At 67.2% G+C, this 20,645-nt stretch carries 15 protein-coding genes; 10 read left to right on the top strand and 5 right to left on the bottom strand.

Annotation, left to right across the window (positions count from 1 at the left end; translation table 11 throughout):
- Nucleotides 1-293 precede the first annotated feature (293 nt).
- From BMY53_RS22345 to BMY53_RS22310, 8 genes are all read left to right on the top strand, one after another.
- Nucleotides 294-1,232 carry an ABC transporter permease gene (locus BMY53_RS22345; protein WP_092948841.1) on the top strand — a complete coding sequence of 313 codons (939 nt, stop codon included), beginning with the start codon at nucleotides 294-296 and terminating at the stop codon, nucleotides 1,230-1,232.
- A 14-nt stretch (nucleotides 1,233-1,246) separates the two neighbouring features.
- The gene (locus tag BMY53_RS22340) at nucleotides 1,247-2,293 is read left to right on the top strand and encodes an ABC transporter permease (protein WP_092948839.1); all 1,047 of its coding nucleotides are present in this window, start codon (nucleotides 1,247-1,249) and stop codon (nucleotides 2,291-2,293) included.
- A 19-nt stretch (nucleotides 2,294-2,312) separates the two neighbouring features.
- The gene (locus BMY53_RS22335) at nucleotides 2,313-4,007 is read left to right on the top strand and encodes an ABC transporter ATP-binding protein (protein ID WP_092948837.1); all 1,695 of its coding nucleotides are present in this window, start codon (nucleotides 2,313-2,315) and stop codon (nucleotides 4,005-4,007) included.
- Nucleotides 4,008-4,256: 249 nt separating this feature from the next.
- Nucleotides 4,257-4,856, top strand: a complete 600-nt coding sequence (locus BMY53_RS22330) for a TetR/AcrR family transcriptional regulator (protein ID WP_092948835.1) — start codon at nucleotides 4,257-4,259, stop codon at nucleotides 4,854-4,856.
- Nucleotides 4,857-5,172: 316 nt separating this feature from the next.
- The gene (locus BMY53_RS22325; protein WP_092948833.1) at nucleotides 5,173-6,456 is read left to right on the top strand and encodes a solute carrier family 23 protein; all 1,284 of its coding nucleotides are present in this window, start codon (nucleotides 5,173-5,175) and stop codon (nucleotides 6,454-6,456) included.
- Nucleotides 6,457-6,576: 120 nt separating this feature from the next.
- Complete coding sequence (locus BMY53_RS22320) at nucleotides 6,577-8,742, top strand: GGDEF domain-containing protein (protein ID WP_092948831.1); 2,166 nt, start codon at nucleotides 6,577-6,579, stop codon at nucleotides 8,740-8,742.
- Complete coding sequence (locus BMY53_RS22315; RefSeq protein ID WP_177200999.1) at nucleotides 8,739-10,919, top strand: GGDEF domain-containing protein; 2,181 nt, start codon at nucleotides 8,739-8,741, stop codon at nucleotides 10,917-10,919. Before BMY53_RS22320 ends, BMY53_RS22315 begins: the two co-directional genes overlap by 4 nt.
- 76 nt (nucleotides 10,920-10,995) lie before the next feature.
- Entirely contained in the window at nucleotides 10,996-12,651 is a 1,656-nt protein-coding gene (locus BMY53_RS22310; protein WP_092948827.1) for a SulP family inorganic anion transporter, read from the top strand.
- 42 nt (nucleotides 12,652-12,693) lie between these two features.
- On the opposite strand, the gene BMY53_RS22305 is transcribed toward BMY53_RS22310, so the two are convergent.
- Entirely contained in the window at nucleotides 12,694-14,031 is a 1,338-nt protein-coding gene (locus BMY53_RS22305; protein ID WP_092948825.1) for an MFS family transporter, read from the bottom strand.
- 332 nt (nucleotides 14,032-14,363) lie between these two features.
- Between BMY53_RS22305 and BMY53_RS22300 the strand changes: the two genes are divergently transcribed.
- Together BMY53_RS22300 and BMY53_RS22295 are read left to right on the top strand one after the other, a co-directional pair.
- Nucleotides 14,364-14,690 carry a DUF4148 domain-containing protein gene (locus BMY53_RS22300; RefSeq protein WP_092948823.1) on the top strand — a complete coding sequence of 109 codons (327 nt, stop codon included), beginning with the start codon at nucleotides 14,364-14,366 and terminating at the stop codon, nucleotides 14,688-14,690.
- A 239-nt stretch (nucleotides 14,691-14,929) separates the two neighbouring features.
- Nucleotides 14,930-15,826 carry a LysR family transcriptional regulator gene (locus tag BMY53_RS22295; protein ID WP_255370333.1) on the top strand — a complete coding sequence of 299 codons (897 nt, stop codon included), beginning with the start codon at nucleotides 14,930-14,932 and terminating at the stop codon, nucleotides 15,824-15,826.
- Nucleotides 15,827-15,838: 12 nt separating this feature from the next.
- On the opposite strand, the gene BMY53_RS22290 is transcribed toward BMY53_RS22295, so the two are convergent.
- From BMY53_RS22290 to asd, 4 genes are all read right to left on the bottom strand, one after another.
- Nucleotides 15,839-16,219: a YkvA family protein gene (locus BMY53_RS22290; RefSeq protein WP_092948819.1), complete on the bottom strand. Its 381-nt coding sequence runs from the start codon at nucleotides 16,217-16,219 to the stop codon at nucleotides 15,839-15,841.
- Between the two features lie 24 nt (nucleotides 16,220-16,243).
- The gene (locus BMY53_RS22285) at nucleotides 16,244-17,962 is read right to left on the bottom strand and encodes an AMP-binding protein (RefSeq protein ID WP_092948817.1); all 1,719 of its coding nucleotides are present in this window, start codon (nucleotides 17,960-17,962) and stop codon (nucleotides 16,244-16,246) included.
- A gap of 142 nt (nucleotides 17,963-18,104) precedes the next feature.
- Entirely contained in the window at nucleotides 18,105-19,424 is a 1,320-nt protein-coding gene (locus tag BMY53_RS22280; RefSeq protein WP_092948816.1) for a tryptophan--tRNA ligase, read from the bottom strand.
- A 46-nt stretch (nucleotides 19,425-19,470) separates the two neighbouring features.
- A complete protein-coding gene (gene asd, locus BMY53_RS22275) occupies nucleotides 19,471-20,313 on the bottom strand; it encodes an archaetidylserine decarboxylase (RefSeq protein WP_092948814.1) in 843 nt (280 codons plus the stop codon).
- Nucleotides 20,314-20,645 lie beyond the last annotated feature (332 nt).

Genomic DNA, 20,645 nt, shown 5'->3' with positions numbered 1-20,645 from the left:
GCAGTCTAGGTGGGGGCCCCTCGCTTGACCATGCCGGCAACCCTCACCGCCGGCCCGTCGGCCCACACTGGGCGCATGGCGACCATCCCGCAGAAACAACCGCAGTCAGCCATCAGCTTTCTCCGATGCGTTAGCGATTCATTGAGGGCAAATGCCGGTACGGGTCTTGCATGTGCTGACTTAGACTCGCGCGTGATTTGCGGAGGTTGCTGAAGGCCCTGGCCGTCACAAGCGTCCAGGGTTTTGCTTTTTTTGTCGTCAACATGGCGACGCTTGAATGGAGTCCCCCAGCGATGGCGGCTTACTTGCTCAGGCGCCTGTGGCAAATGATTCCCACCTTGCTGGGTGTCGTGCTGCTGGTGTTCTTCCTCTTCAAATGGTTTGGCGGCGACCCCGCAGAAGTGCTGGGCGGCCTGAACGCCAGCGCCGACCAGATCCAGGCCATCCGCGACCAGCTCGGCCTCAACAAGCCAGTGTGGGAACAGCTGCTGATCTTCCTGAAGCAGATCGTGACCTTCGACTGGGGCAAGAGCTGGGCCACCAACGAGTCCGTGGCGCATCTGTTTGCCACGCGCCTGCCCGCCACGCTGACGGTGATGGTGCCCATCCTGCTGCTGGAGGTGTTGCTGCCGGTGCCCTTCGCCTTGATCGTGGCCTACCTGCGTGGCCGCGCGGTCGACCGCATGGTGATGATGGGCACCACCATCGCCGTGTCGATCTCGCTGCTGGTCTATGTGATCGTGTTCCAGTACGTCTTCGCCTTCCAGCTGGGCTGGTTCCCGGTGCAGGGCTGGAGCGACAGCCTCTGGACCAACCTCACCACCTACGCGCCACTGCCGGTGTTCGTGGCGGTGGCGGTGGCGCTGTCCCCCTACACGCGGCTGTACCGCACCTTCTTCCTGGACGAGATCGGCCATGAATACGTGCGCACCGCGCGCGCCAAGGGCCTGACGGAACGCACCATCCTGCTCAAGCATGTGTTGCGCAACGCGCTGATCCCCATCCTCACCAACATCTCGGTGGCCCTGCCCAGCCTGTTCGTGGGCTCCTTCCTGCTGGAGGTGTTCTTCTCCATTCCCGGCCTGGGCCGGGAGATCCTGCTCGCGGTCAACCGCAGCGACTTCCCGGTGATCCAGGCCTTCGCGATCTACATCGCGGCCATCACCATGGTGGTGAACCTGGTGACCGACCTGCTCTACAAGCTGGTCGATCCCCGTGTGGTGTTGAAGTGAGCGGAGACAGCGGCATGAGCAGTGTGATGACAGCCAGCGGGGCCGCAGCCCCTGCGGCACAGAAGTCCCGGGGGGTGTGGGCCGCGTCCTGGTGCCGCCTTCGGGCGGACAAGGTGGGCATGACGGCCCTGGCGGTGGTGGCACTCTCGCTGCTGCTGGTGCTTTCTGCGGCGCTGGGCCTGGTGGCCAGCGGCTGGCAGAAAGAGACCGGCGTGCCGAATGCACCGCCCAGCTTCATGGGCCCGGGCGCGGCGGAAAGCGCGAGCGCCATCGAGGTGCCCAAGGGCCCCAATGTGGACCTGAGCGACATCGATCCGCTGGCACCGAAGTACGGTGAATGGACCGAACGCGCCAAACAGTACAAGACCGACGAGACGCCGCGCGCACAGACGCTGCCCTTCGGCGCGGACCGCCTGGGCCGCGACGTGCTGGCCAAGGCCATCAAGGGTGCCGAGATTTCCATCATGGTCGGCCTGCTGGCCGCCGTGGTGGCCACCTTGATCGGCACGGTGCTGGGCGCCCTCTCCGGCTTCTACGGCGGCAAGGTGGGCGACTTCCTGGAGTGGGTCTACAACGTCTTCACCGCCATGCCCAACATCCTGCTGATCTTCGCCTTTGCGGTGGTGTTCGGCCGCGGCGTGATGCCGGTGGTGATGATCTTGGGGCTGGCCGGCTGGACCGGCATCTACCGCCTGGTACGTGCCGAGTTCATCAAGCACTCGGTGCGTGAATATGTGCGGTCGGCCGAGGCCATCGGCGCCAGCAAGACCTCGCGCATGTTCAAGCACATCCTGCCCAACGTCTCGCACGTGGCACTGGTGCAGCTCTCGGCACACGTGGTGTCCTTCATCAAGAGCGAGGTCATCCTTTCCTACCTGGGCCTGGGCGTGAGCGTGGACCAGGTCTCCTGGGGCACGATGCTGTCGGAAGCCCAGAATGAACTGATCCTGGGCTACTGGTGGCAGCTGGTGGTGGTGACGGTGTTCATGGCGATCTTTGTGACCGCCTTCTCGCTGTTCACCGATGCGCTGCGCGATGCGCTCGACCCCAAGCTGCGCTGAAGACCGACCGGAGAGACACATGTTGTTGAGTATTCAGGACCTCAAGGTGGCCTTCCGCGTGGGCAAGGTCCACGGTGAAGTGCAGCGGGCATTGGCGGTGAAGGGCGTGAGCTTCGACATCCCGGAGAACAGCACGGTGGCGCTGGTGGGCGAGTCGGGGTCGGGCAAGAGCGTGACCGCCATGTCCATCCTCAACCTGCTGCCGGACAATGCCGAGCGCAGTGGCCAGATCCTGTTCCAGGGCCGTGACCTGCTGAAGACCAGCCTGCGTGAATTGCAGGCGGTGCGCGGCCGCGAGATTGCCTGCGTGTTCCAGGACCCGATGAGTTCGCTCAACCCCGTGCTCACGGTGGCGGACCAGATCATGGAGCCGCTGATCAAGCATCTGGGCCTGTCGCGCAGGCAAGCGCTGGTGCGCGCCGAGGAACTGCTCAACGAGGTGGGCATCCCCGACCCGAAGCGGCGGCTCAGGAGTTATCCGCACGAGATGTCCGGCGGCCAGCAGCAGCGCGTGATGATTGCCGTGGCGCTGACCTGCAATCCCAAGCTGCTCATTGCCGATGAACCCACCACCGCGCTGGACGTGACCATCCAGCGCCAGGTGATGGAGCTGCTCGCACGTCTCAAGGAGACGCACCGCATGAGCATGCTGTTCATCTCCCACGACCTGGGCGTGGTGGGCGAGATCGCCGACCAGGTCGTGGTGATGCGTCATGGCGAGATCCGCGAGAAGGCGCCGGTGGCCGACATCTTCCACGCCCCGCAGGACGCCTACACCAAGGCCTTGCTGGCCTGCCGCCCGTCGCTGACGGAGAACCCGGTACGGCTGATGGTGATCGACGACCACATCGCCGGCCGCCAGGCGCAGGGCGCTGGCAAGGCCAAGGATCCGAACGCGCCGGTGATCCTCGAAGCCAAGGGCCTGCGCAAGAGCTTCTTCTTCAAGTCCGGGCTGTTCTCCAAGGAGGAGTTCAAGGCCGTCAAGGGCGTGGATTTCCAGCTGCGCAAGGGGCACACCCTGGGCGTGGTGGGCGAATCCGGTTCGGGCAAGACGACCATGGGCCTGACGCTGCTGCGCCTGCATGAGCCCACCGGCGGCGAGGTGCTGTTCGAGGGCCGCGACCTGCTGAAGATGTCCGGCGCCGAGTGGCAGAAGATGCGCCGCCGCATCCAGGTGGTGTTCCAGAACCCCTATGCCTCGCTGAACCCGCGCTTCACCATTGCGCAGACGCTGCTGGAACCGATGGAGATCCATGGCATTGGCGCCTCGCATGATGAGCGGCTGGCCACGGCCAGCGCGCTGCTGTTGCGCGTGGGGCTGGACGAAAGCGCGCTGCACAAATATCCGCATGAGTTCTCCGGCGGCCAGCGCCAGCGCATTGCCATCGCGCGCTGCCTGACGCTGAAGCCGGAGGTGCTGGTGCTGGACGAAGCCGTGTCGGCCCTGGACGTGTCGGTCCAGGCCCAGGTGCTCAACCTGCTGAAGGACCTGCAGGACGAGTTTGGCCTGAGCTACATCTTCATCAGCCATGACTTGGCGGTGGTCAAGTTCATCTCGGACGAGGTGCTGGTGATGCAGCAGGGCGACGTGGTGGAACAGGCCGATGCGCGTGCGCTGCTGGCCGCGCCCCAACAGGAATACACCCGGCGTCTGCTGGGTGCGGTGCCCCGCGGTTATTCGGCACGCGAGGGCGAGGCAGCGGCCGTCGCCTGAGTCGGGACCCTGAAGCGCGTTGGGCGCGTAGGGCGCGTAGGGCGCGTAGGGCGCGTAGGGCGCGTAGGGCGCGTAGGGCGCGTTGGGCGCGTAGGGCGCGTAGGGCGCGTAGGGCCCATAGGGCGAATAGGGCCGACAGGGCGGATTTACCTCATGGGCGGATCGGGCGACGACCGCTTTGCCCCGCCCGCCGACAAGGTCTTGCCGCACGCCGGATAAATTCCGTACGACCGTGCTAAATTGCCCCGCATGGAAACCGCCAAGACCGCCCGCAGCGAATTGACCCAGAGCGCCATCGTGGATGTCGCCCTGGAGATGGCGCGTACGGACGGGCTGGAGAGCCTCTCCGTCGGCGAGGTGGCCAAGCGCCTGAACCTCTCCAAGAGCGGCGTCTTCTCGCGCATCGGTTCCCGCGAGGCGCTGCAGTGCGCGGTCATCGACGCCTTCGAAAAGACCTTCCAGCACGAGGTCCTGCTGCCGGCGCTGCGTGAACCCCGCGGCCTGCCACGGCTCAACGCCATGGTGAAGGGCTGGCTGGCCCGCGTCGGTGGACCGAACGGCAGTTGCCTGTACGTGTCTGGCGCCTTTGAACTGGATGACCGCGAAGGCGAATTGCGCGACCGCCTGCTGGAAGGCGTTCGCCGCTGGCGCGCCACCTTGCACCGCACCTTGATCCAGGCCCGGGAGGCCGGCCACCTGCAGCCGGACGCCGACCTGGACCAACTCATCTTCGAACTGGACGGCCTCTTCACCGCACTCGTCCGGGAAGTGCGCTTCCTGCGCAATCCCGATGCCACCGCGCGGGCCTGGGCCAGCTTCGAACGTCTCATCCGTCACTACCAAGCCTGAGGCCGGCCCTTTCCCTGCCCGACCTCATTTTTTGTCGCTTTACTTCGCACGGTCGTGCGGAAATTTTTCAAGGAGCTGATCATGCTGATCCTTTTGCTGGCGGCCCTCTTTGCGGGTGGTGGTGTCTGGCGCGCCTGGGTGAGCTGGCGCCGGCTGCTGCGCATGCTGCCGCGGCACAACCGCGACCTGGTCCTGTTCTGACCCGGCCAGCCGGCAGGCCCCGCCTGGGCTGACGCCGCTGCAGAGGAAATGCCCGGGGGTCTGCACGTGCGCGGGCTCACTACACTCAGTGGCTATTTGAACTGAGGTAGAGACCATGGGATGGATGATGCGCTGGCGCCCTGTGGTGGCCAGCCCCGAGATGGCAGTGGCTCCTGACGAGCGACTCTCCTGGCCCAACACCGTCGCCCTGGGCTTGCAACACGTGATCGCCATGTTCGGTGCGACCGTGCTGGCGCCGCTGCTCATGGGCTTCGACCCCAACGTGGCGGTGCTGATGAGCGGTGTCGGCACCTTGCTGTTCTTCTTCATCACGGGCGGCCGTGTGCCCAGTTATCTGGGATCCAGCTTCGCCTTCATCGGCGTGGTCATCGCGGCCACCGGCTACGGCGGCAGCGGCCCCAATGCCCATCTGCCTGCAGCGCTCGGCGGCATCATCATCTGCGGCTTGGTCTACACCCTGATCGGCGCGGTGGTGGCCGCCGTCGGCGGCGGCTGGGTGGAACGGCTGATGCCACCGGTCGTCACCGGCGCCGTGGTGGCGGTGATCGGCCTGAATCTGGCGGCGGTGCCCATCAAGAACATGGCACCCACCCCGTTCGACGCATGGATGCAGGGGCTGACCTTTGTCTGCGTGGCCCTGGTGGCGGTGCATGGACGCGGCATGTGGCGTCGGTTGTTGATCCTCGCCGGGCTGATCGCCGCCAGCCTGCTGTACGCGCTGCTGACCAACGGCCTGGGCCTGGGCAAGCCGATGGACCTGAGCGGCGTCTACGCCGCCGCCTGGCTGGGCTGGCCCACGTTCACCGCGCCGCAGTTCGACACACAGGCCATGCTGATGATCGTGCCGGTGGCGCTGATCCTGGTGGCGGAAAACCTGGGCCATCTGAAGGCCGTCAGCGCCATGACCGGCCGGGACATGTCCCCCTACCTCGGCCGCGCCTTCATCGGTGACGGCGTGGCCACCATGATCAGCGGCGCCTCGGGCGGTACCGGCGTGACCACCTATGCCGAGAACATCGGCGTGATGGCCGCCACTCGCATCTATTCCACCGCCGTCTTTGTCGTGGCGGCACTGATGGCATTGCTGCTGGGCTTCTCGCCCAAGTTCGGCGCTCTCATCCAGGCCATTCCGCTGGCGGTCATGGGCGGCGTCAGCATCGTGGTCTTCGGCCTGATCGCCGTGGCCGGCGCGCGCATCTGGGTGGAACACCAGGTGGACTTCAAGGACCCGCGCAACCTGATGGTGGCCGCCATCACGCTGGTGATCGGCACGGGCGACTACACGCTGCACATGGGCGGGTTTTCCCTGGGGGGCATCGGCACCGCCACCTTCGGCGCCATCCTGCTGCACGCCGTGTTGCGTCCGGGCCGGCGCTGAGCGCCCGGCTCCCTTCTTATCTCGTCCCGACGCGCAGTAGTGCACGCTTGCCCACGGACGCCGTCACCGGGCGACCGTAACAAGACGTACAAACAGACCTAGCGAGAGAGAAAAAAAGACATGGTTGGGAGTCCGCAAGCCGAAGACGCAGGGGCCCCGTGGTCACGCGCGCCTGCCGGCAGGCCGGGCGCCCGGGGTCGCGGGTGGCTGCCGGCTGCCTGGTTGGGTGCCGGGGTGGCCGGGCTGTGGGGCACCCGCCTGCTGGGCATGCTGGGCCTGTTAGGCCTGTTGGCCGGCTGCCCCGCCAACCCGAGCCCATCGGTCACTGAAGCGCCGGCCCATGATCGCGCCGTGATCGCCGAGCTGGAGCAGCAGGAACGCATCGGCCTGGCCCAGCCGCAGGAACATGTGCGGCAACTGCTGACCTTGGAAGCCGGCCTGCCGCCCGGCAGCGCGGAACGGCTGGAAGCCGTGAGCCAGCGTGCCGCGCTGCTGGCGCAGGTCCGTGACCGGACCGGGCACGAGGCCGCCGTGGAGACCATCAAGGCCTGGCCGGCGGACGCGCCCGCGCGAGCCCAGGTGCCGCTGGCGCTGATGCTGGCACGTGCGCAATGGCTCAAGGCCAACGGTCAGCTGGGCGCCGGCATGCGGATGCTGGCCGGCCTGTCCGATCTGGACACGACCCACGCGGACCCGCGCATGCTCTGGCGTGCCACGCTGCTGCTGGGCTACCTGCAGGGTGACTATGGCGAGGTGGACGACGCCGTGGAGAACCTGCTGAAGGCAGTGGGCCAGGCCCGCAGCATGGGCGCGGGCTGGCGCACCGCCACCGCACAGACCACGCTGGCCTTCTCCTATTTCCGCAGCCAGCAGTTCGACCATGCCAAGCAGATCATGGCCGAGGCGCTGGCCACGGCCCAGATCGACCCGGACCCGGTGCTCATGTACACGGTGCACACGATGATCGGCATCGTGCACTCGCAGGACGACGACACGCCCTTCATCCTGCAGGCCCGCGAGCAGGCCCTGCGTTTTGCCCGCGACGCCCAGTCTCGCGGCTTGCAGGCGCTGGCCATGGGCAACCTGGCCGACCTGGAACTCCGCCAGGAACATTACGCCCGCGCCCTGGACCTGTCGCAACGCGCCAGTGTGCTGGCGCAGGAGATCCACGACATCCAGACCGAGATCCTGGCGCGCCACAACATGGGCATCGCCAAGATCGGCCTGCGCCGGCTGGACGAAGGCAAACGCGATGTACTGCAAGCCATCACCATGGACGCGCAGCGCGAAGCCAGCAGCTATACGGCCGACGCCTGGCTGGAACTCGGCACCTATCTGGAGAAGGTGGACGACAGCGCCGGTGCGGTGGACGCGTACCACCGCTCGCGTCAACTCTTCGACGCGGTGCTGCGCGACGAAACCCGCAAGGCGGTGCTGGAAGCCCAGGCCCGCTTCGAGGACCAGCAGCGCCAGCGCGAAATCGCGCTGCTGAACCAGGACAACCACCTCAAGGCCGAACAGGTCCGCAGCCGGGATCTGCAGCTCAAGCTCTGGGCCGAGGTCGGCGTGGGCGTGTTGCTCTCCGGCGCGCTGCTGATCGTGGCCTACCGGCGCGTGCGCCGCACCAATGCCGCCCTGGCGCAGACCAATGAATCACTGCGGGTGCAAAGCGAGCGCGACCCGCTCACCGGCCTGGCCAACCGGCGGCATTTCCAGCAGGACATCGTCGGGCGCTGTGAGGGTGGCCATGGCGTGCGCGGCAGCCTGTTCCTGGTGGACATCGATCACTTCAAGCGCATCAACGACCAATGGGGCCACGCCGCTGGCGACACAGTGCTGGTCGCGGTGGCCCGGCGCCTGCGCAGTGTGCTGCGCGAGCAGGACCTGGTGGTGCGCTGGGGCGGGGAGGAGTTCCTCATCCTGGTCCGCTCCGAAAGCACCGATGACGCGCGCCTGCTGGCCCAGCGGCTGCTGGACCAGATCGGCGGCGTGCCGGTGGAACATGGGCCGCTGGCCATTCCCGTCACCGCATCCATCGGCTTCGCCAGCTTCCCGATGGCACCCGCCGGCCTGACGCTCGAATGGGAGCGTGCCGTGGACCTGGTGGACACCGTCATGTACATGAGCAAGGCGCACGGCCGCAACAAGGCGTACGGCGTGGCGGCCATGACGGCGCGCAACCCGGAAGAGCTGCTGGCCCTGGCCGGCCGGATGGAATCCGCCTGGCACCAGGGGCAGGTGGACCTGATCAATCTGCTCGGGCCGCAGCTGGAGGAGCGAGCATGAGCGGGCCCGCGCTGTCCTGCCAGCGGCCCGGCCGGCATCCCTGGCAGCGGCGTTGGGGGTCGCCGTCGTGGCCCATGCGGTCGCCACGGCATTTCGTGGTCGCGGCCGCCCTGCTGTTGATCGGCCTGGCGATCGCCCCCGGGCGGGCCCAAGCTGCGGACGCCGCGGACCGGCAGCTGGACATCGAACTCGCGCACTGGGAACGCCTGGGCTTCAACGAACCTGCCGAAGCGCTCAAGGCCCTGGGCGCCCTCCGAGCGCTCAAGGCCCCACAGCATCCCAACCGCGCGCTGCGCATTGACTACACCATCGGCCGGGTGCAGGCCATCGCGGGTGACATGGCCGAGGCCCATCGCCTGGCGGACAAGCTCGAGCAGCGCGCGGGCGGCCAACCGCTCGCCCAGATGCTGCGCGCCGAGGTGCAGGAACGTATCGGACAACCGGTCAAGGCTGGTGAACTCGCTCAGCAGGCGGTTGATGCGCTGGCGCCGACATGCCCGCAAGAGCCGCCTTATCAACTCACGCCGGCTTGCGATTGGCGCACCCTCTTCAGCGCCTTGCGCATTACGGCACGCGCGCTTGCAGCACGCGGCGAGGCCCCTTTTGCGGAGACACGCCTGCGCCAGGCCCTGGCCTTGGCCCAGGCGGCGCCGGACACCTACGCCACCCTCAACGTGATGGGCCAGTTGGCCGCCACCCTGCAGGACATGGACCAACCCACGACCGCCCAGCATTGGCTGTCGCAGGCCTTCCAACTGGCCCAGGGCGACCCGCTCGCCACTGCGCGCATGCACATGGTGGAATCCGGCATGGCAGCCCGCCGCAAGGACCCCAAGGCGCAGCTGGCTGCGCTGGCCCAGGGCCTGCGCCTGGCCGAACACACCAACGGCCGTCGTGAGGTGGCGTCCATGCAGGCCAGCCTGTCGGACGCCTACATGCATTCCCACCAGCCCGCCCGCGCCGCCACCCTGGCGCGCGAGGCGTTGCCGGTGGTGCAGGCCTTCGGCGACCAGCGCCTGGAGCGGACGCTTCGCCACAACCTGTCGGTGGCGCTGGTGTTGTTGCGTCAGTTCGATGCCGCCCGACGCGAGCTCAACCGCGTCGCCGCGCTGGCCCAGGGCGACGATGACGTGGTGCGCCGCATCCTGCAGCTGCGCGAGCTGGGGGAAGCCTATGCGGCAGTGAATCAGCCACGCGAGGCGCTGCGGCTCTATCACGAGGAACGCACCCTCAGTGCCGAGGCAGCCCAGCGCAAGCGTGAATCCGCGCTGCGTCAGATCAGCCTCAAGTACGACAGCAGTGCCCGCCAGCGCGACCTGGAGCTGGCCCGCCGCCAGCAGGCGCTGACCGGCCAGGAACTGACCAACCGCCGGCTGGCGCAGTACGTGGGTCTCGGTCTGGCCGTCCTGCTCGGGCTCTCCTTCATCCTGATCGGTGTGATGCTGCTGCGCATGCGAGACGCCAACAAGCGGCTCAAGGCCAACCAGCGCCTGCTGCGGGCCCAGAGCGAGCGCGACCCGCTCACCGACCTGGCCAACCGCCGCCATTTCCTGTCGGTGATGGAACGCCAGGAAGGGCGGGATGTCTTCAGCGGCGCGCTGCTGATGATCGACATCGACCATTTCAAGCAGATCAACGACCGCCATGGACATGCCGCCGGTGACGCGGTGATCCGGGAAATCGCCCGCCGCATCAGCCATGCGGTGCGGGCGGAAGATTTGGTGGTGCGCTGGGGCGGTGAGGAATTCCTGGTTTTTGCCCGCACCGTGGCGCCGGAAGCGCTGCAGCATCTGGCCGAGCGCATCTTGCTGGGCGTGGGCCAGGCACCGGTGGAGACGGCGGCCGGCCCGCTGGCGGTGGCCTGCTCCATCGGCTTTGCCCATTTCCCGTTGGAGCCGCTGGTGCCGCCGTTGCCGTTGACACCGCCGGTGCCCTTGACCCCGTTGCCGCCCACCGCCCCCCAGTTGCCCCTGCACTGGGAGCAGGCCGTCAACTGGGCGGACATGGCGCTCTACACGGCCAAGTCCCAGGGGCGCAACCGCGCACGCGGGATCGTGTCGGTACAGGCGGCCGACATTCACACGCTGTTGCGCATCGAGGCGGACTTCGAAGCGGCCTGCGGCGCCGGGCAGGTCTGCCTGCAGACCATCCTCGGCCCCGAGCAGGCGGTGGCGTGATGCCCGGGCGGGCACCGGCCAGCCCCGCCACCTATACTGCCGCGCGCCGCCTCCAGATGGCCGTTGCGCCGTTGCCATGCCCCTGATCGACCTTCGGCTCCCCTTGCGTCAGCGTGTGCGCCACTACGTCCAGGCATGCCTGAAGGACGACCTGGTCGCTGCGCTGGTCGTCAGCGTGCTGCTGATTCCGCAAAGCCTGGCCTACGCCATGCTGGCCGGCCTCCCGCCGCAGGTGGGCCTGTACGCCAGCCTGCTGCCCCCGCTGCTGTATGCGGCGTTGGGCTCCAGCCCGTTCCTGAACGTCGGCCCGGTGGCGGTGCTGGCACTGATGATCCTGCAGACCCTGCAGCTGGCGCCCGCTGGCGTGAGCCCGAGCGAAGCGGCCCTGGTGCTGGCGGCCGAGGTCGGGCTGTTGCTCGGTGCGGCAGCACTGCTGCGGCTGGACGCGCTGGCCGCCTTGCTGTCCGTGCCGGTGCTGCATGGCTTCGAGACAGGCGCCACGCTGGCCATTGCAGCCAGCCAGTTGCCCGTTCTGCTGGGTGCCAAGGCGGCCGGTGCCACGCTCCCGGAGTTGTGGACCTCCGCCCAGGCCCATGGCTTTGACGGGCATGCCGTCAGCGCAGCCTTTGGTGTGATCGCACTGGTGGCGCTGGTCCTCGTGCGGCGCCTGCCCAAGCGCCTGCCGTCGCGGATGGCGCCGCTGGCCGTGTTGCTGGCGGGCGTGGCCTTTGGCTGGGGGCTGGATCCGGTCGGGTTGGCCCGCGTAGGTACGCTGCCTCCGCTGGCGCTGGGCCTGACCGTGCCCCGCCTGGATGCCGACCTCTGGGCCGCGCTGCTGCCGGGGGCCGCCTTGATTGCGCTGCTGGGCTACGTCTCCAGCCTTGCCGTGGCTGAATCCCTGGCTCGGCGCGTGGGTCAACGCGTGTTCCCGCGCCGCGAACTGATGGGCCTGGCCGGCGCCAACATCGCGGCGGCACTCACGGGCGGCATGCCCGCCGCCGCCAGCTTCTCCCGCAGCGTGTTGATGAGCGACGCCGGCAGCCGTTCCCGCATGACCGGTGTCTTCGTCGCGGCGCTGATGGGGGTGGCTTTGCTGACCTTGTCACCCGTCCTGGCCTGGTGCCCCAAGCCCGTGCTGGCGGCCAGCATCATCGTGGCGGTGCTGTCCGGCCTGACCTTGCAGCCCTACCGGGAAGCCTGGCGTTATGACCGCGCGGAAGCGCTGCTGATGATGGCGGTGACGCTGCTGGTGCTGGGGGTGAGCATCACGGCCGCGCTGGGGCTGGGTGTGCTGGCAGCCATCGCCCTGCTGCTCAAGCGCAGCGCGCGCCCCCATGTGGCGCTGATCGGGCGCATTGCCGGCACCGAGCACTACCGCAACGTCGAGCGCTACCAGGTGGAGCTGGACCCCGAAGTGCTGGGCCTGCGCATCGACGAAAGCCTGCTCTTTCTCAATGGCCGCAGCCTGGCGGACGTGGTCCAGGCCCACCTGGACACCCACCCGTCCACCCAGCGGGTGCTGCTGCAGATGTCTCCGGTCAACAGCATCGATTTCAGCGGCCTGAGCGCGCTGAAGGAGCTGCATGACGCGCTGGCCCGTCAGGGCCGGCGCCTGGATCTCAGCGAAGTGAAGGGGCCGGTCATAGACCGCCTGAAGGCAGGCGGGTGGGACCATTGGTTCCGCGGCAAGCTCTTCCTGAGCCATCACCAGGGGATGCAGGACCGGCCATGAGCAGGACCGGCCATGAGCAGGGCCGGTGATGAGCAGGGCCGATCAGTGCTCTTCGTTCAGATAACCGGTCTTGCGCAGGTCGGGCATCAGCCAGCAGACCAGGAAGGCGAAGCCGCACATCACCGAGACGTAGATGTAGAACAGGCTCTCGTGGTTGATGGTCTTGAGGTAGAGCGCGGCAGCCTCGGCGGAGCCGCCGAAGATGGCGTTGCCGATGGCATAGGACAGGCCCACGCCCAGCGCACGGATGTGGGGCGGGAACATCTCCGCCTTGATCAGGCCGCCGATGGAGGTGTACAGGCTCACGATGGCCATCGCCGCGATGATCAAACCAAAGGCCGCGTAGGGGCTGCTTACCGTCTTCAGCGCAGTGAGGATGGGCCAGGTGGCCAGCATGCCCAGCAGGCCGAACAGCAGCATCGAGGTACGACGGCCAATGCGGTCCGACAGGGCGCCGAAGAGCGGCTGCATGCACATGTAGACAAACAGCGCGGCGGTCATCACCGTGCTGGCGGTCTTCTTGTCCATGCCCACACTCAGCACCAGATACTTCTGCATGTAGGTGGTGTAGGTGTAGAACGCCAGCGAGCCGCCCGCCGTGAAGCCCAGCACGATCAGGAAAGCCTTGCCGTGATGCTTGAACAGCTCACGCATGGAGCCCGATTCCTTGCTCTGCAGCTGTTCGGCCTTGGCGGTCTCGTTGAGCGAACGGCGCAGGTAGAAGGCCACCACGGCGGTCAGGGCGCCCGCGATGAAGGGAATGCGCCAGCCCCACTCGTGCAGTTGCGCATCGGTGAGGGTCTGCTCCAGCAGGGCCACCACCAGCACGGCCAGCAGTTGCCCGCCGATGAGGGTGACGTACTGGAAGGACGCGTAGAAGCCGCGCTGGCCACGCAGCGCCACTTCGCTCATGTAGGTGGCGCTGGTGCCATATTCACCGCCGACCGACAGGCCCTGGAAGAGCCGGGCCAGCAGCAGCAGGGCGGGTGCCATCACACCGATGGTCTCGTAGGTGGGCATCAGCGCGATGGTCAGCGAGCCGCCACACATCATCAGCACCGAGATCATCATCGCGGTCTTGCGGCCCTTCCGGTCGGCAATACGGCCAAACAGCCAGCCACCGATCGGTCGCATCAGGAAGCCCAGCGCGAAGACGGCCGCGCTGCTGAGCTGCTGCACGATCGGATCGCCCTTGGGGAAGAAGGCGTGTGCGAAGTAGATCGAGGTGAAGGCGTAGACGTAGAAGTCGAACCACTCGACCAGGTTGCCGGAGGACGCACCCACGATCGCCAGGATGCGGTTGCGTTTCTCGTGCGGCGTGTAGTGCCCGGTGCTCCGTCCGGACGCCAGGGTATTGGGGGTGTTGTTATAGGCGGTCATGGGCGGCAAGCCTACTCGTACAGCCTAAAAGCTGCTGACGGCCGGCGGCCGGTGGCGAACGCTGCGCGCACGGGCGGGCGGAATCGGGCGCCCCAAACCGGCCCATCCGTGCGATTCGCGCCGCCTTGATCGTCAGGCGGCCGAATCGGACGCATTGTTCCAAATCATTCAACGGTGTGTTGCGTGGGGACGGATTTAAGGGGGAACCCTAATCCTCTATCGTTACGCCATCGACAAATCAATTCCGAAACGTCGAAACACCTGAAGCCCCTCCGCAAAGGCCACCTGAAAAGGTCGCTGAGGCCCTGAGGCTGAATTCGAAAGGAATCATCATGACCGCCAAGAACATCATTGCTTCCGTCCTGTTCGCTTCCGTGGCCGCTGTGGCCGGCAACGCGATGGCCAACGACAACCCGCATCTGCAACCGGTGAACACCCCCAGCCAGGTGAGCCGTGCCGAAGTGCTGGCCGACCTGCAGATCTACCGTGAATCGGGCCTGGCCGCTGTGGAGCAGTCCGAATCCTATGGCTACGACGTGGCCCGCCGTGAACAGGCCCAGGCCAAGTACACCCAGCTGCGTCAATCGCCCTATTACGCCACGCTGGTGAAGCGCTTCGGTGGCGACGCCAGCAAGATCACCGCTGTCGCTGGCCGGTAATTGTTGGCCCCTCAGTCGCTTTTCGTGAAAGCCATCAGCCCTTCGGGAGAGAGAAATCTCTTCCGGAGGGTTTTGCTTGTGGGCAGGCCACGGGGATATTGCTTGCTGCCGTGAATATCCGAAAATCGCCCGGAACTGACCCGAATGGACGATTGGCGGATCATTATTGAAAATCCGCGCGTCCTCCGCCCGATATTGGGCGGAATACCAAAAGGCGTGCGATGGACCGGATTGTGCAAATGCGGGCATTTGCCCGGGTGGTGGAAACCGGCAGCTTCACCAAGGCCGCAGATTCCATGGACCTCCCCAAGGCCAGCCTGACACGGCTGGTGCAGGCCCTGGAAGCGCGCCTGCGGGTGCAACTGCTCACCCGCACCACCCGCAAAGTGACCGTGACCCAGGACGGCGCCGCCTATTACGAACGCACCGTCGCCTTGCTCAGCGAGCTGGAAGCCATCGACCAGGGCATGCTGCACGACAACAGCCGCCCCCGCGGCCGCCTGCGGGTGGACGTGACCACGCTCACAGGCTCCAAGGTGCTCATCCCCGCCATGGGGGATTTCCACGCCCGTTACCCGGACATCGAGATCGCCCTGGGTGTGAGCGACCGCGCCATCGACCTGCTGGTGGACAACGTGGACTGCGTGCTGCGGGTCGGCAAGATCGACGATCCGGGCTTCGTGGCCCGGCGGGTGGGCGAGATCCGCTTCTGCGTCTGCGCCTCGCCAGGCTATCTCGCCCAATACGGGCGGCCTGCCCATCCGGAAGACCTGGACCGGGAACCGCACCTGTCGGTCGGTTACTTCTCCTCCCGCACCGGCCGGGTGTTCCCGTTCTCCTTCTGGCGCAACGACACCAAGCTGGAGATCCAGGGCCGACGGCGGCTGGACGTCAACGACAGCAATGCCTATGTGGCCGCCGGGCTGGCCGGCCTGGGTGTCGTGCAGGTGGCCGCCTACGCGGTGGAACAACACCTGGCCAATGGCGAACTCGTGCCCCTCTTCGAGGACTGGCAAGCGCCCGCCGTCCCCATCTACGTGGTCTATTCACCGAACCGGTATGTCTCCGCACGGATGCGGGTGTTCATCGAATGGGTGGCCGAAACCCTGCACAAGCGCGGCCTGGGCGTGAGCTGAAGCCAGCCCGCCTTACGGCGACCGGAACCACCACACGGCCAACACCACCACCAGCAACACCCACGCCACCATGATGGCCGCCGCCATGCGCAGGCTGCGCGGCAACCGCTCCCGTTGCAGCGCTGCGCGTTGCCTCGCCCGGGCGATGACCGGCGGCGGCATCAGGCGCAGCACCAGCCAGAACCCCAGCGGCACCAGCAGCAGGTCATCCAGCCAGCCGATGACGGGGATGAAGTCGGGAATCAGGTCAATGGGGCTGAGCGCATAGGCGGCCACCGCCAGCGCCAGCAGGCGGGCCGGCCAGGGGGCCTCACGGTCCCTGGCGGCATAGAACACGGTGAGCAACTCGCCCTTGAGCAGGGCGGCCCAGCGCTTGAGGGAACCTCGCTTCATGCCGCCATCATGCGGCACGCCCGCTCACTCGGCCAGCAAGACCTTGCGGCGTTGTGCGACCCAGCCTTCCAGCTTCGGGCCGTAGACCTCCTCCAGCTTGGGGCGGCGCACCTTGAAGGTGGGGGTGATCATGCCGTTGTCCACCGTCCACGGGGTGGTCACCACCACCAGGGTGTCCAGCTGCTCATGCGGGTCGAGCTTGGCATTCACCGCAGCCAGGTGCGAGGCCAGGCCGGCCAGCAGCGCTTCGCGGCCGCCAGCGGTGGCCACCTGGTTGATGGCCTCGGCGGACAGCATCGCGATGCCCACAGGCTGGGACAGCCCGGCACCGGCCACGGCGCAGGCCTCCAGCACCGGATGGGCACCGAGGCGGTCTTCGATCGGCGCGGGTGAAACGTACTTGCCCTTGCTGGTCTTGAACAGGTCCTTCACCCGGCCCGTGATGCGCACGCAACCAGACACCGCGCCCTTGGTCAGGATGTCGCCCTTGTCGCCGGTGTGCAGCCAGCCGTCGGCAGTGATCGTTTCGGCGGTCAGCTCGGGCTGCTTGTAATAACCCAGCATCAGTGCGGGGCTCTTCATCTGCAGCTCACCAGTGATGGGGTCCAGGCGCGTCTGCACGCCATCGTAGGACGGACCCACCGTGCCCGTCTGGTCTTCGCCCGGCACAGTGATGTGGGAAACGGCCAGGTTCTCCGTCATGCCGTAGCCCTCGTTGATAGGCAGGCCCAGCGCGCGATACCAGCGCAGCATCGCCACCGGCATCGGTGCGGCCCCCCCGGCGGCCAGGCGGCACTGGTCCAGGCCCAAGGCGGTGAGCACCTTGCGGCGCACCAGGTTGCCGATGAAAGGCAGCTTGAGCAGCAATTCCAGCTTGCCCTGCGGCAGCCGGGCCCACACGCCCTGCTGGAACTTGGTCCACAGGCGCGGCACCGAGAAGAACACGGTGGGGCGGGCGCGACGCAGGTCAGCCGCGAAGGTCTCCACGCTTTCCGCGAAGTAGATCGTCATGCCGGTGCGCAGCCAGCCATGTTCCACCAGCACCCGCTCCACCACATGGGCCAGCGGCAGGTAGGACAGCATGCGGTCCTCGCCATTCAGGTTCACCCGGCGCAGGCCGGAGTGGATGGCCCAGGCGAAGTTGCCGAAGCTGTGCATCACGCCCTTGGGCTGGCCGGTGGTGCCGGAGGTATAGATGATGGTGCAGAGTTCATCGGCAGTGCGGGCCGGGCGGCCACGCAGCGGCGGGGTGTCCCAGCAGATCGCGTCCCAGGTGTCGTAATGGTCCTGGGCGTCTTCCGGCGACACGGGATAGCTCACGCAGGGCAGCCCGGCCGGGATGCCGGGCTTCATGCCCTCCCAGCCATCGAGCTTGCCCACGAACAACAGCCGGGCCTCGCTGTGGGTCAGGATCTGGTTGACGGTCTCGGGCGTCAGTGTGGGGTACAGCGGCACCGAGACATAACCCGCCATCCAGATGGCCAGGTCGCTCATCAGCCACCAGGCGCAGTTCTTGGAGAGGATGGCGATGCGTGAGCCCGGCGCCCAGCCCTGCTCCAGACCCAGGGTCTTGAGATAGGCCGCCATGCGGCGCGTCTGGTCCGCCACTTCACGCCAGGTGAAGTCCTTGAGCTCGGCGCCACCCATGGGCTGGCGCAGGGTCAGGCGGTCCGGCGCTTCGTCCTCCCAGTGGTAGAGGCGCTGCAGGGCCAGGGCGTCGGACGAAAGGCGCGGCACGGACATCGATCGGGTCTCCTGTTGTTCTCGCGGACGCATGCACGTCCGGACGATGATTCAGGAGACTACGACGGGCCGCCCTCGCGCGGACACAGGCAGGACGATCGACCGTGATCGAGTTCTCGATGAACCGCTGCGCTCGCCGCACTCAGCCCTTCTGGGCGGCCGCTTCCTGCTCTGCGGTGACCAGCGCATCCAGCGCCGCGGTCAGCGTGGCTTCGTCCGCCTCGCGTACCACGGGGGCCTCGGCGAGCGCCCCCTGGCCTTCACGCTTGAGGCGCGAGACCCACTGCCCGGCGTCCTTGCCCGAAGCCAGACCCTGGCTCTGCAGCAGCAGCGTGCCGTCGGCGGCCAGCAGCTTGAAGTAGAACTGGCCGTCTGCCTCGCGGTATTGCTTGAAGCCCGGCACCTGCGTCTTGGCCTTGGCGGCCGTGACCACCGGCGCAGCCAGCATCTGGAAGCGGCGCAAGCCCACGGCCTCGCGGCAGCGCTGCAGCAGCGGGCCGGCGAGGGTACGGGCCTTGGCCGCGCCTTCCATCAGGATCTGCTCGATGCGCTCGGGGTGCGCCATCAGTTCGTCGTAGCGGGCGCGCATCGGGCCGATCTCGGCATCGATCACGTCGAACAGCTGCTGCTTGGCCTCGCCCCACGCGAGGCCGGCGTGCAGCGCTTCGCGGAAGGCCTTGCGCTGCGCCGGTGTGGCGAAGGCGTCGTAGATCTGCACCAGGTGGGAGCCCTCGGTCTCCTTGGGCTCGCCGGGCAGGCGCGAGTCGGTGACGATGCGGGCGATGGCCTCGCGCAGCGCCTTGGCACCGCCTTCGAAGAGCGGAATGACGTTGTCATAGCTCTTGGACATCTTGCGGCCGTCCAGCCCCGGCAGCAGCTCCATCTCCTGGTCGATGCTGGCTTCGGGCAGGACAAAGAATTCCTGCCCCTTGCCGAAGGTGTGGTTGAACCGCTGGGCCACGTCCCGTGCCATCTCGATGTGCTGCGCCTGGTCCTTGCCCACGGGCACACGATGGGCGTTGAACAGCAGGATGTCCGCCGCCATCAGGATGGGATAGCTGTACAGGCCCATGGTGATGCCGGCGTCCGGATCTTCACCCGCAGCCACGTTGGCATCCACCGAGGCCTTGTAGGCATGGGCCCGGTTCATCTGGCCTTTGGAGGTCACGCAGGTCAGCAGCCAGGTCAGTTCGGGGATCTCGGGGATGTCGCTCTGGCGGTAGAACACGACGCGGCTGGTGTCCAGGCCGGCGGCCAGCCAGGTGGCGGCGATCTGCAGGCGGGAGGCTTCGATGCGGTCGGGCTCGTCGCACTTGATCAGCGCGTGGTAGTCCGCCATGAAGAAGAAGCTCTCGGCACCGGGCTCACGGCTGGCCGCAATGGCGCGGCGCACGGCGCCGACATAGTTGCCGAGATGCAGGGTGCCGGTGGTGGTGATGCCGGTCAGGACACGCAGGGACATGGGGGCCTTCGGTCGGAACGCTGGGAAAGACCCCCATTCTCGCTGATCAGGTGGCCATGACGTCGCCAAGACGGACCGCGCCGCCGGGGACCCAGCTCGGGTTGAAGGCCATGGGCTGTTCCTTGGGGAAGAGCATCACAACGGTGGAGCCGAGAAGGAAGCGGCCCATTTCGTCGCCTTGCGCGTAGCTGAAACGCTCTTCCTCGTAATGCCAGGTGCGGATGCGACCGGGGCGGGGGGGGTTGACCACGCCGTGCCAGACGGTGGCCATGGACCCCACGATGGTGGCGCCCACCAGCACCATGATCCAGGGCCCCTGCGGACCCTCGAACAGGCAGACCACCCGCTCATTGCGGGCGAACAGGCCAGGGACCCCCCGGGCGGTGGTCGGGTTCACCGAGAACAGGTCGCCCGGCACATGGATCATGCGCACCAGCCGGCCTGCGCAGGGCATGTGGATGCGGTGGTAATCACGCGGGCTGAGGTAGATGGTGGCGAAATGGCCGTCCCGGAAGCGGGCTGCCAGTTGCTGGTCGCCGCCCACCAGCGAGGTCACCGAATAGTGGTGCCCCTTGGCCTGCAGGATCTGCTCGGCGTGCACCGGCCCGAACTGGCTGATGGCGCCATCCACGGGGCAGATCAGCGGCGCATCCGCCAGCGGGCGGGCGCCCGGCTTGAGCGCCCGGGTGAAGAATTCATTGAAGGTCGGATAGACGGTCGGGTCGGATTCCGCCGCCTCGGCCATGTTCACCCCGTACTTCCTGATGAAGCGCTGGATGGTCCAGGTGGTGAAGCCGCCCAGTTCCGCGCCTGCCAGCCGGCCAGCCATGCGGGTCAGCAACAGCTTGGGCATCAGGTACTGCGGGAGAACGGCAAGGCGGTCTGACACGATTGTTTTTCTGAAAAGCAATAACACCAGATTGTATGGTGCCCCCCAGTCGCTTCGCTCCTGCCCCCGAGGGGCGCCATCCGTTGGTCAGGGGGACCCTGACCAAGGATGTGGCTGGAGGGGGCGGGCCTTGCGGCCGCCAAGGGAGGCCGTCCGTCGGTCGGTCGGTCGGGAGACGCTGACCCGGGCTGTTGCGAGAAGGGGCGGGCCTTGCGGCCGCCAAGGGGAGGGGGTGGGCATATTTGGTGGGAGCATATGGGTGGGCGGGGAGGGTATGTCCGGCGGGCGCCCAGGGCGTAGGCGGTGGCAGGGGTCAGCCGGTACCATCACGG

It is taken from the genome of Roseateles sp. YR242 (assembly GCF_900109745.1).
GTDB lineage: Bacteria > Pseudomonadota > Gammaproteobacteria > Burkholderiales > Burkholderiaceae_C > Roseateles.
This window is presented reverse-complemented; position numbering and strand designations above follow the sequence as displayed.

Coding starts and splice junctions, on each gene's coding strand:
- BMY53_RS22345 (WP_092948841.1), top strand. CDS start 294: ATGGCGGCTTACTTGCTCAGGCGCCTGTGGCAAATGATTCCCACCTTG.
- BMY53_RS22300 (WP_092948823.1), top strand. CDS start 14,364: ATGACCGCCAAGAACATCATTGCTTCCGTCCTGTTCGCTTCCGTGGCC.
- BMY53_RS22295 (WP_255370333.1), top strand. CDS start 14,930: ATGCGGGCATTTGCCCGGGTGGTGGAAACCGGCAGCTTCACCAAGGCC.
- BMY53_RS22335 (WP_092948837.1), top strand. CDS start 2,313: ATGTTGTTGAGTATTCAGGACCTCAAGGTGGCCTTCCGCGTGGGCAAG.
- BMY53_RS22320 (WP_092948831.1), top strand. CDS start 6,577: ATGGTTGGGAGTCCGCAAGCCGAAGACGCAGGGGCCCCGTGGTCACGC.
- BMY53_RS22280 (WP_092948816.1), bottom strand. CDS start 19,424: ATGTCCCTGCGTGTCCTGACCGGCATCACCACCACCGGCACCCTGCAT.
- BMY53_RS22310 (WP_092948827.1), top strand. CDS start 10,996: ATGCCCCTGATCGACCTTCGGCTCCCCTTGCGTCAGCGTGTGCGCCAC.
- BMY53_RS22315 (WP_177200999.1), top strand. CDS start 8,739: ATGAGCGGGCCCGCGCTGTCCTGCCAGCGGCCCGGCCGGCATCCCTGG.
- BMY53_RS22330 (WP_092948835.1), top strand. CDS start 4,257: ATGGAAACCGCCAAGACCGCCCGCAGCGAATTGACCCAGAGCGCCATC.
- BMY53_RS22340 (WP_092948839.1), top strand. CDS start 1,247: ATGAGCAGTGTGATGACAGCCAGCGGGGCCGCAGCCCCTGCGGCACAG.
- BMY53_RS22325 (WP_092948833.1), top strand. CDS start 5,173: ATGGGATGGATGATGCGCTGGCGCCCTGTGGTGGCCAGCCCCGAGATG.
- BMY53_RS22305 (WP_092948825.1), bottom strand. CDS start 14,031: ATGACCGCCTATAACAACACCCCCAATACCCTGGCGTCCGGACGGAGC.
- BMY53_RS22285 (WP_092948817.1), bottom strand. CDS start 17,962: ATGTCCGTGCCGCGCCTTTCGTCCGACGCCCTGGCCCTGCAGCGCCTC.
- BMY53_RS22290 (WP_092948819.1), bottom strand. CDS start 16,219: ATGAAGCGAGGTTCCCTCAAGCGCTGGGCCGCCCTGCTCAAGGGCGAG.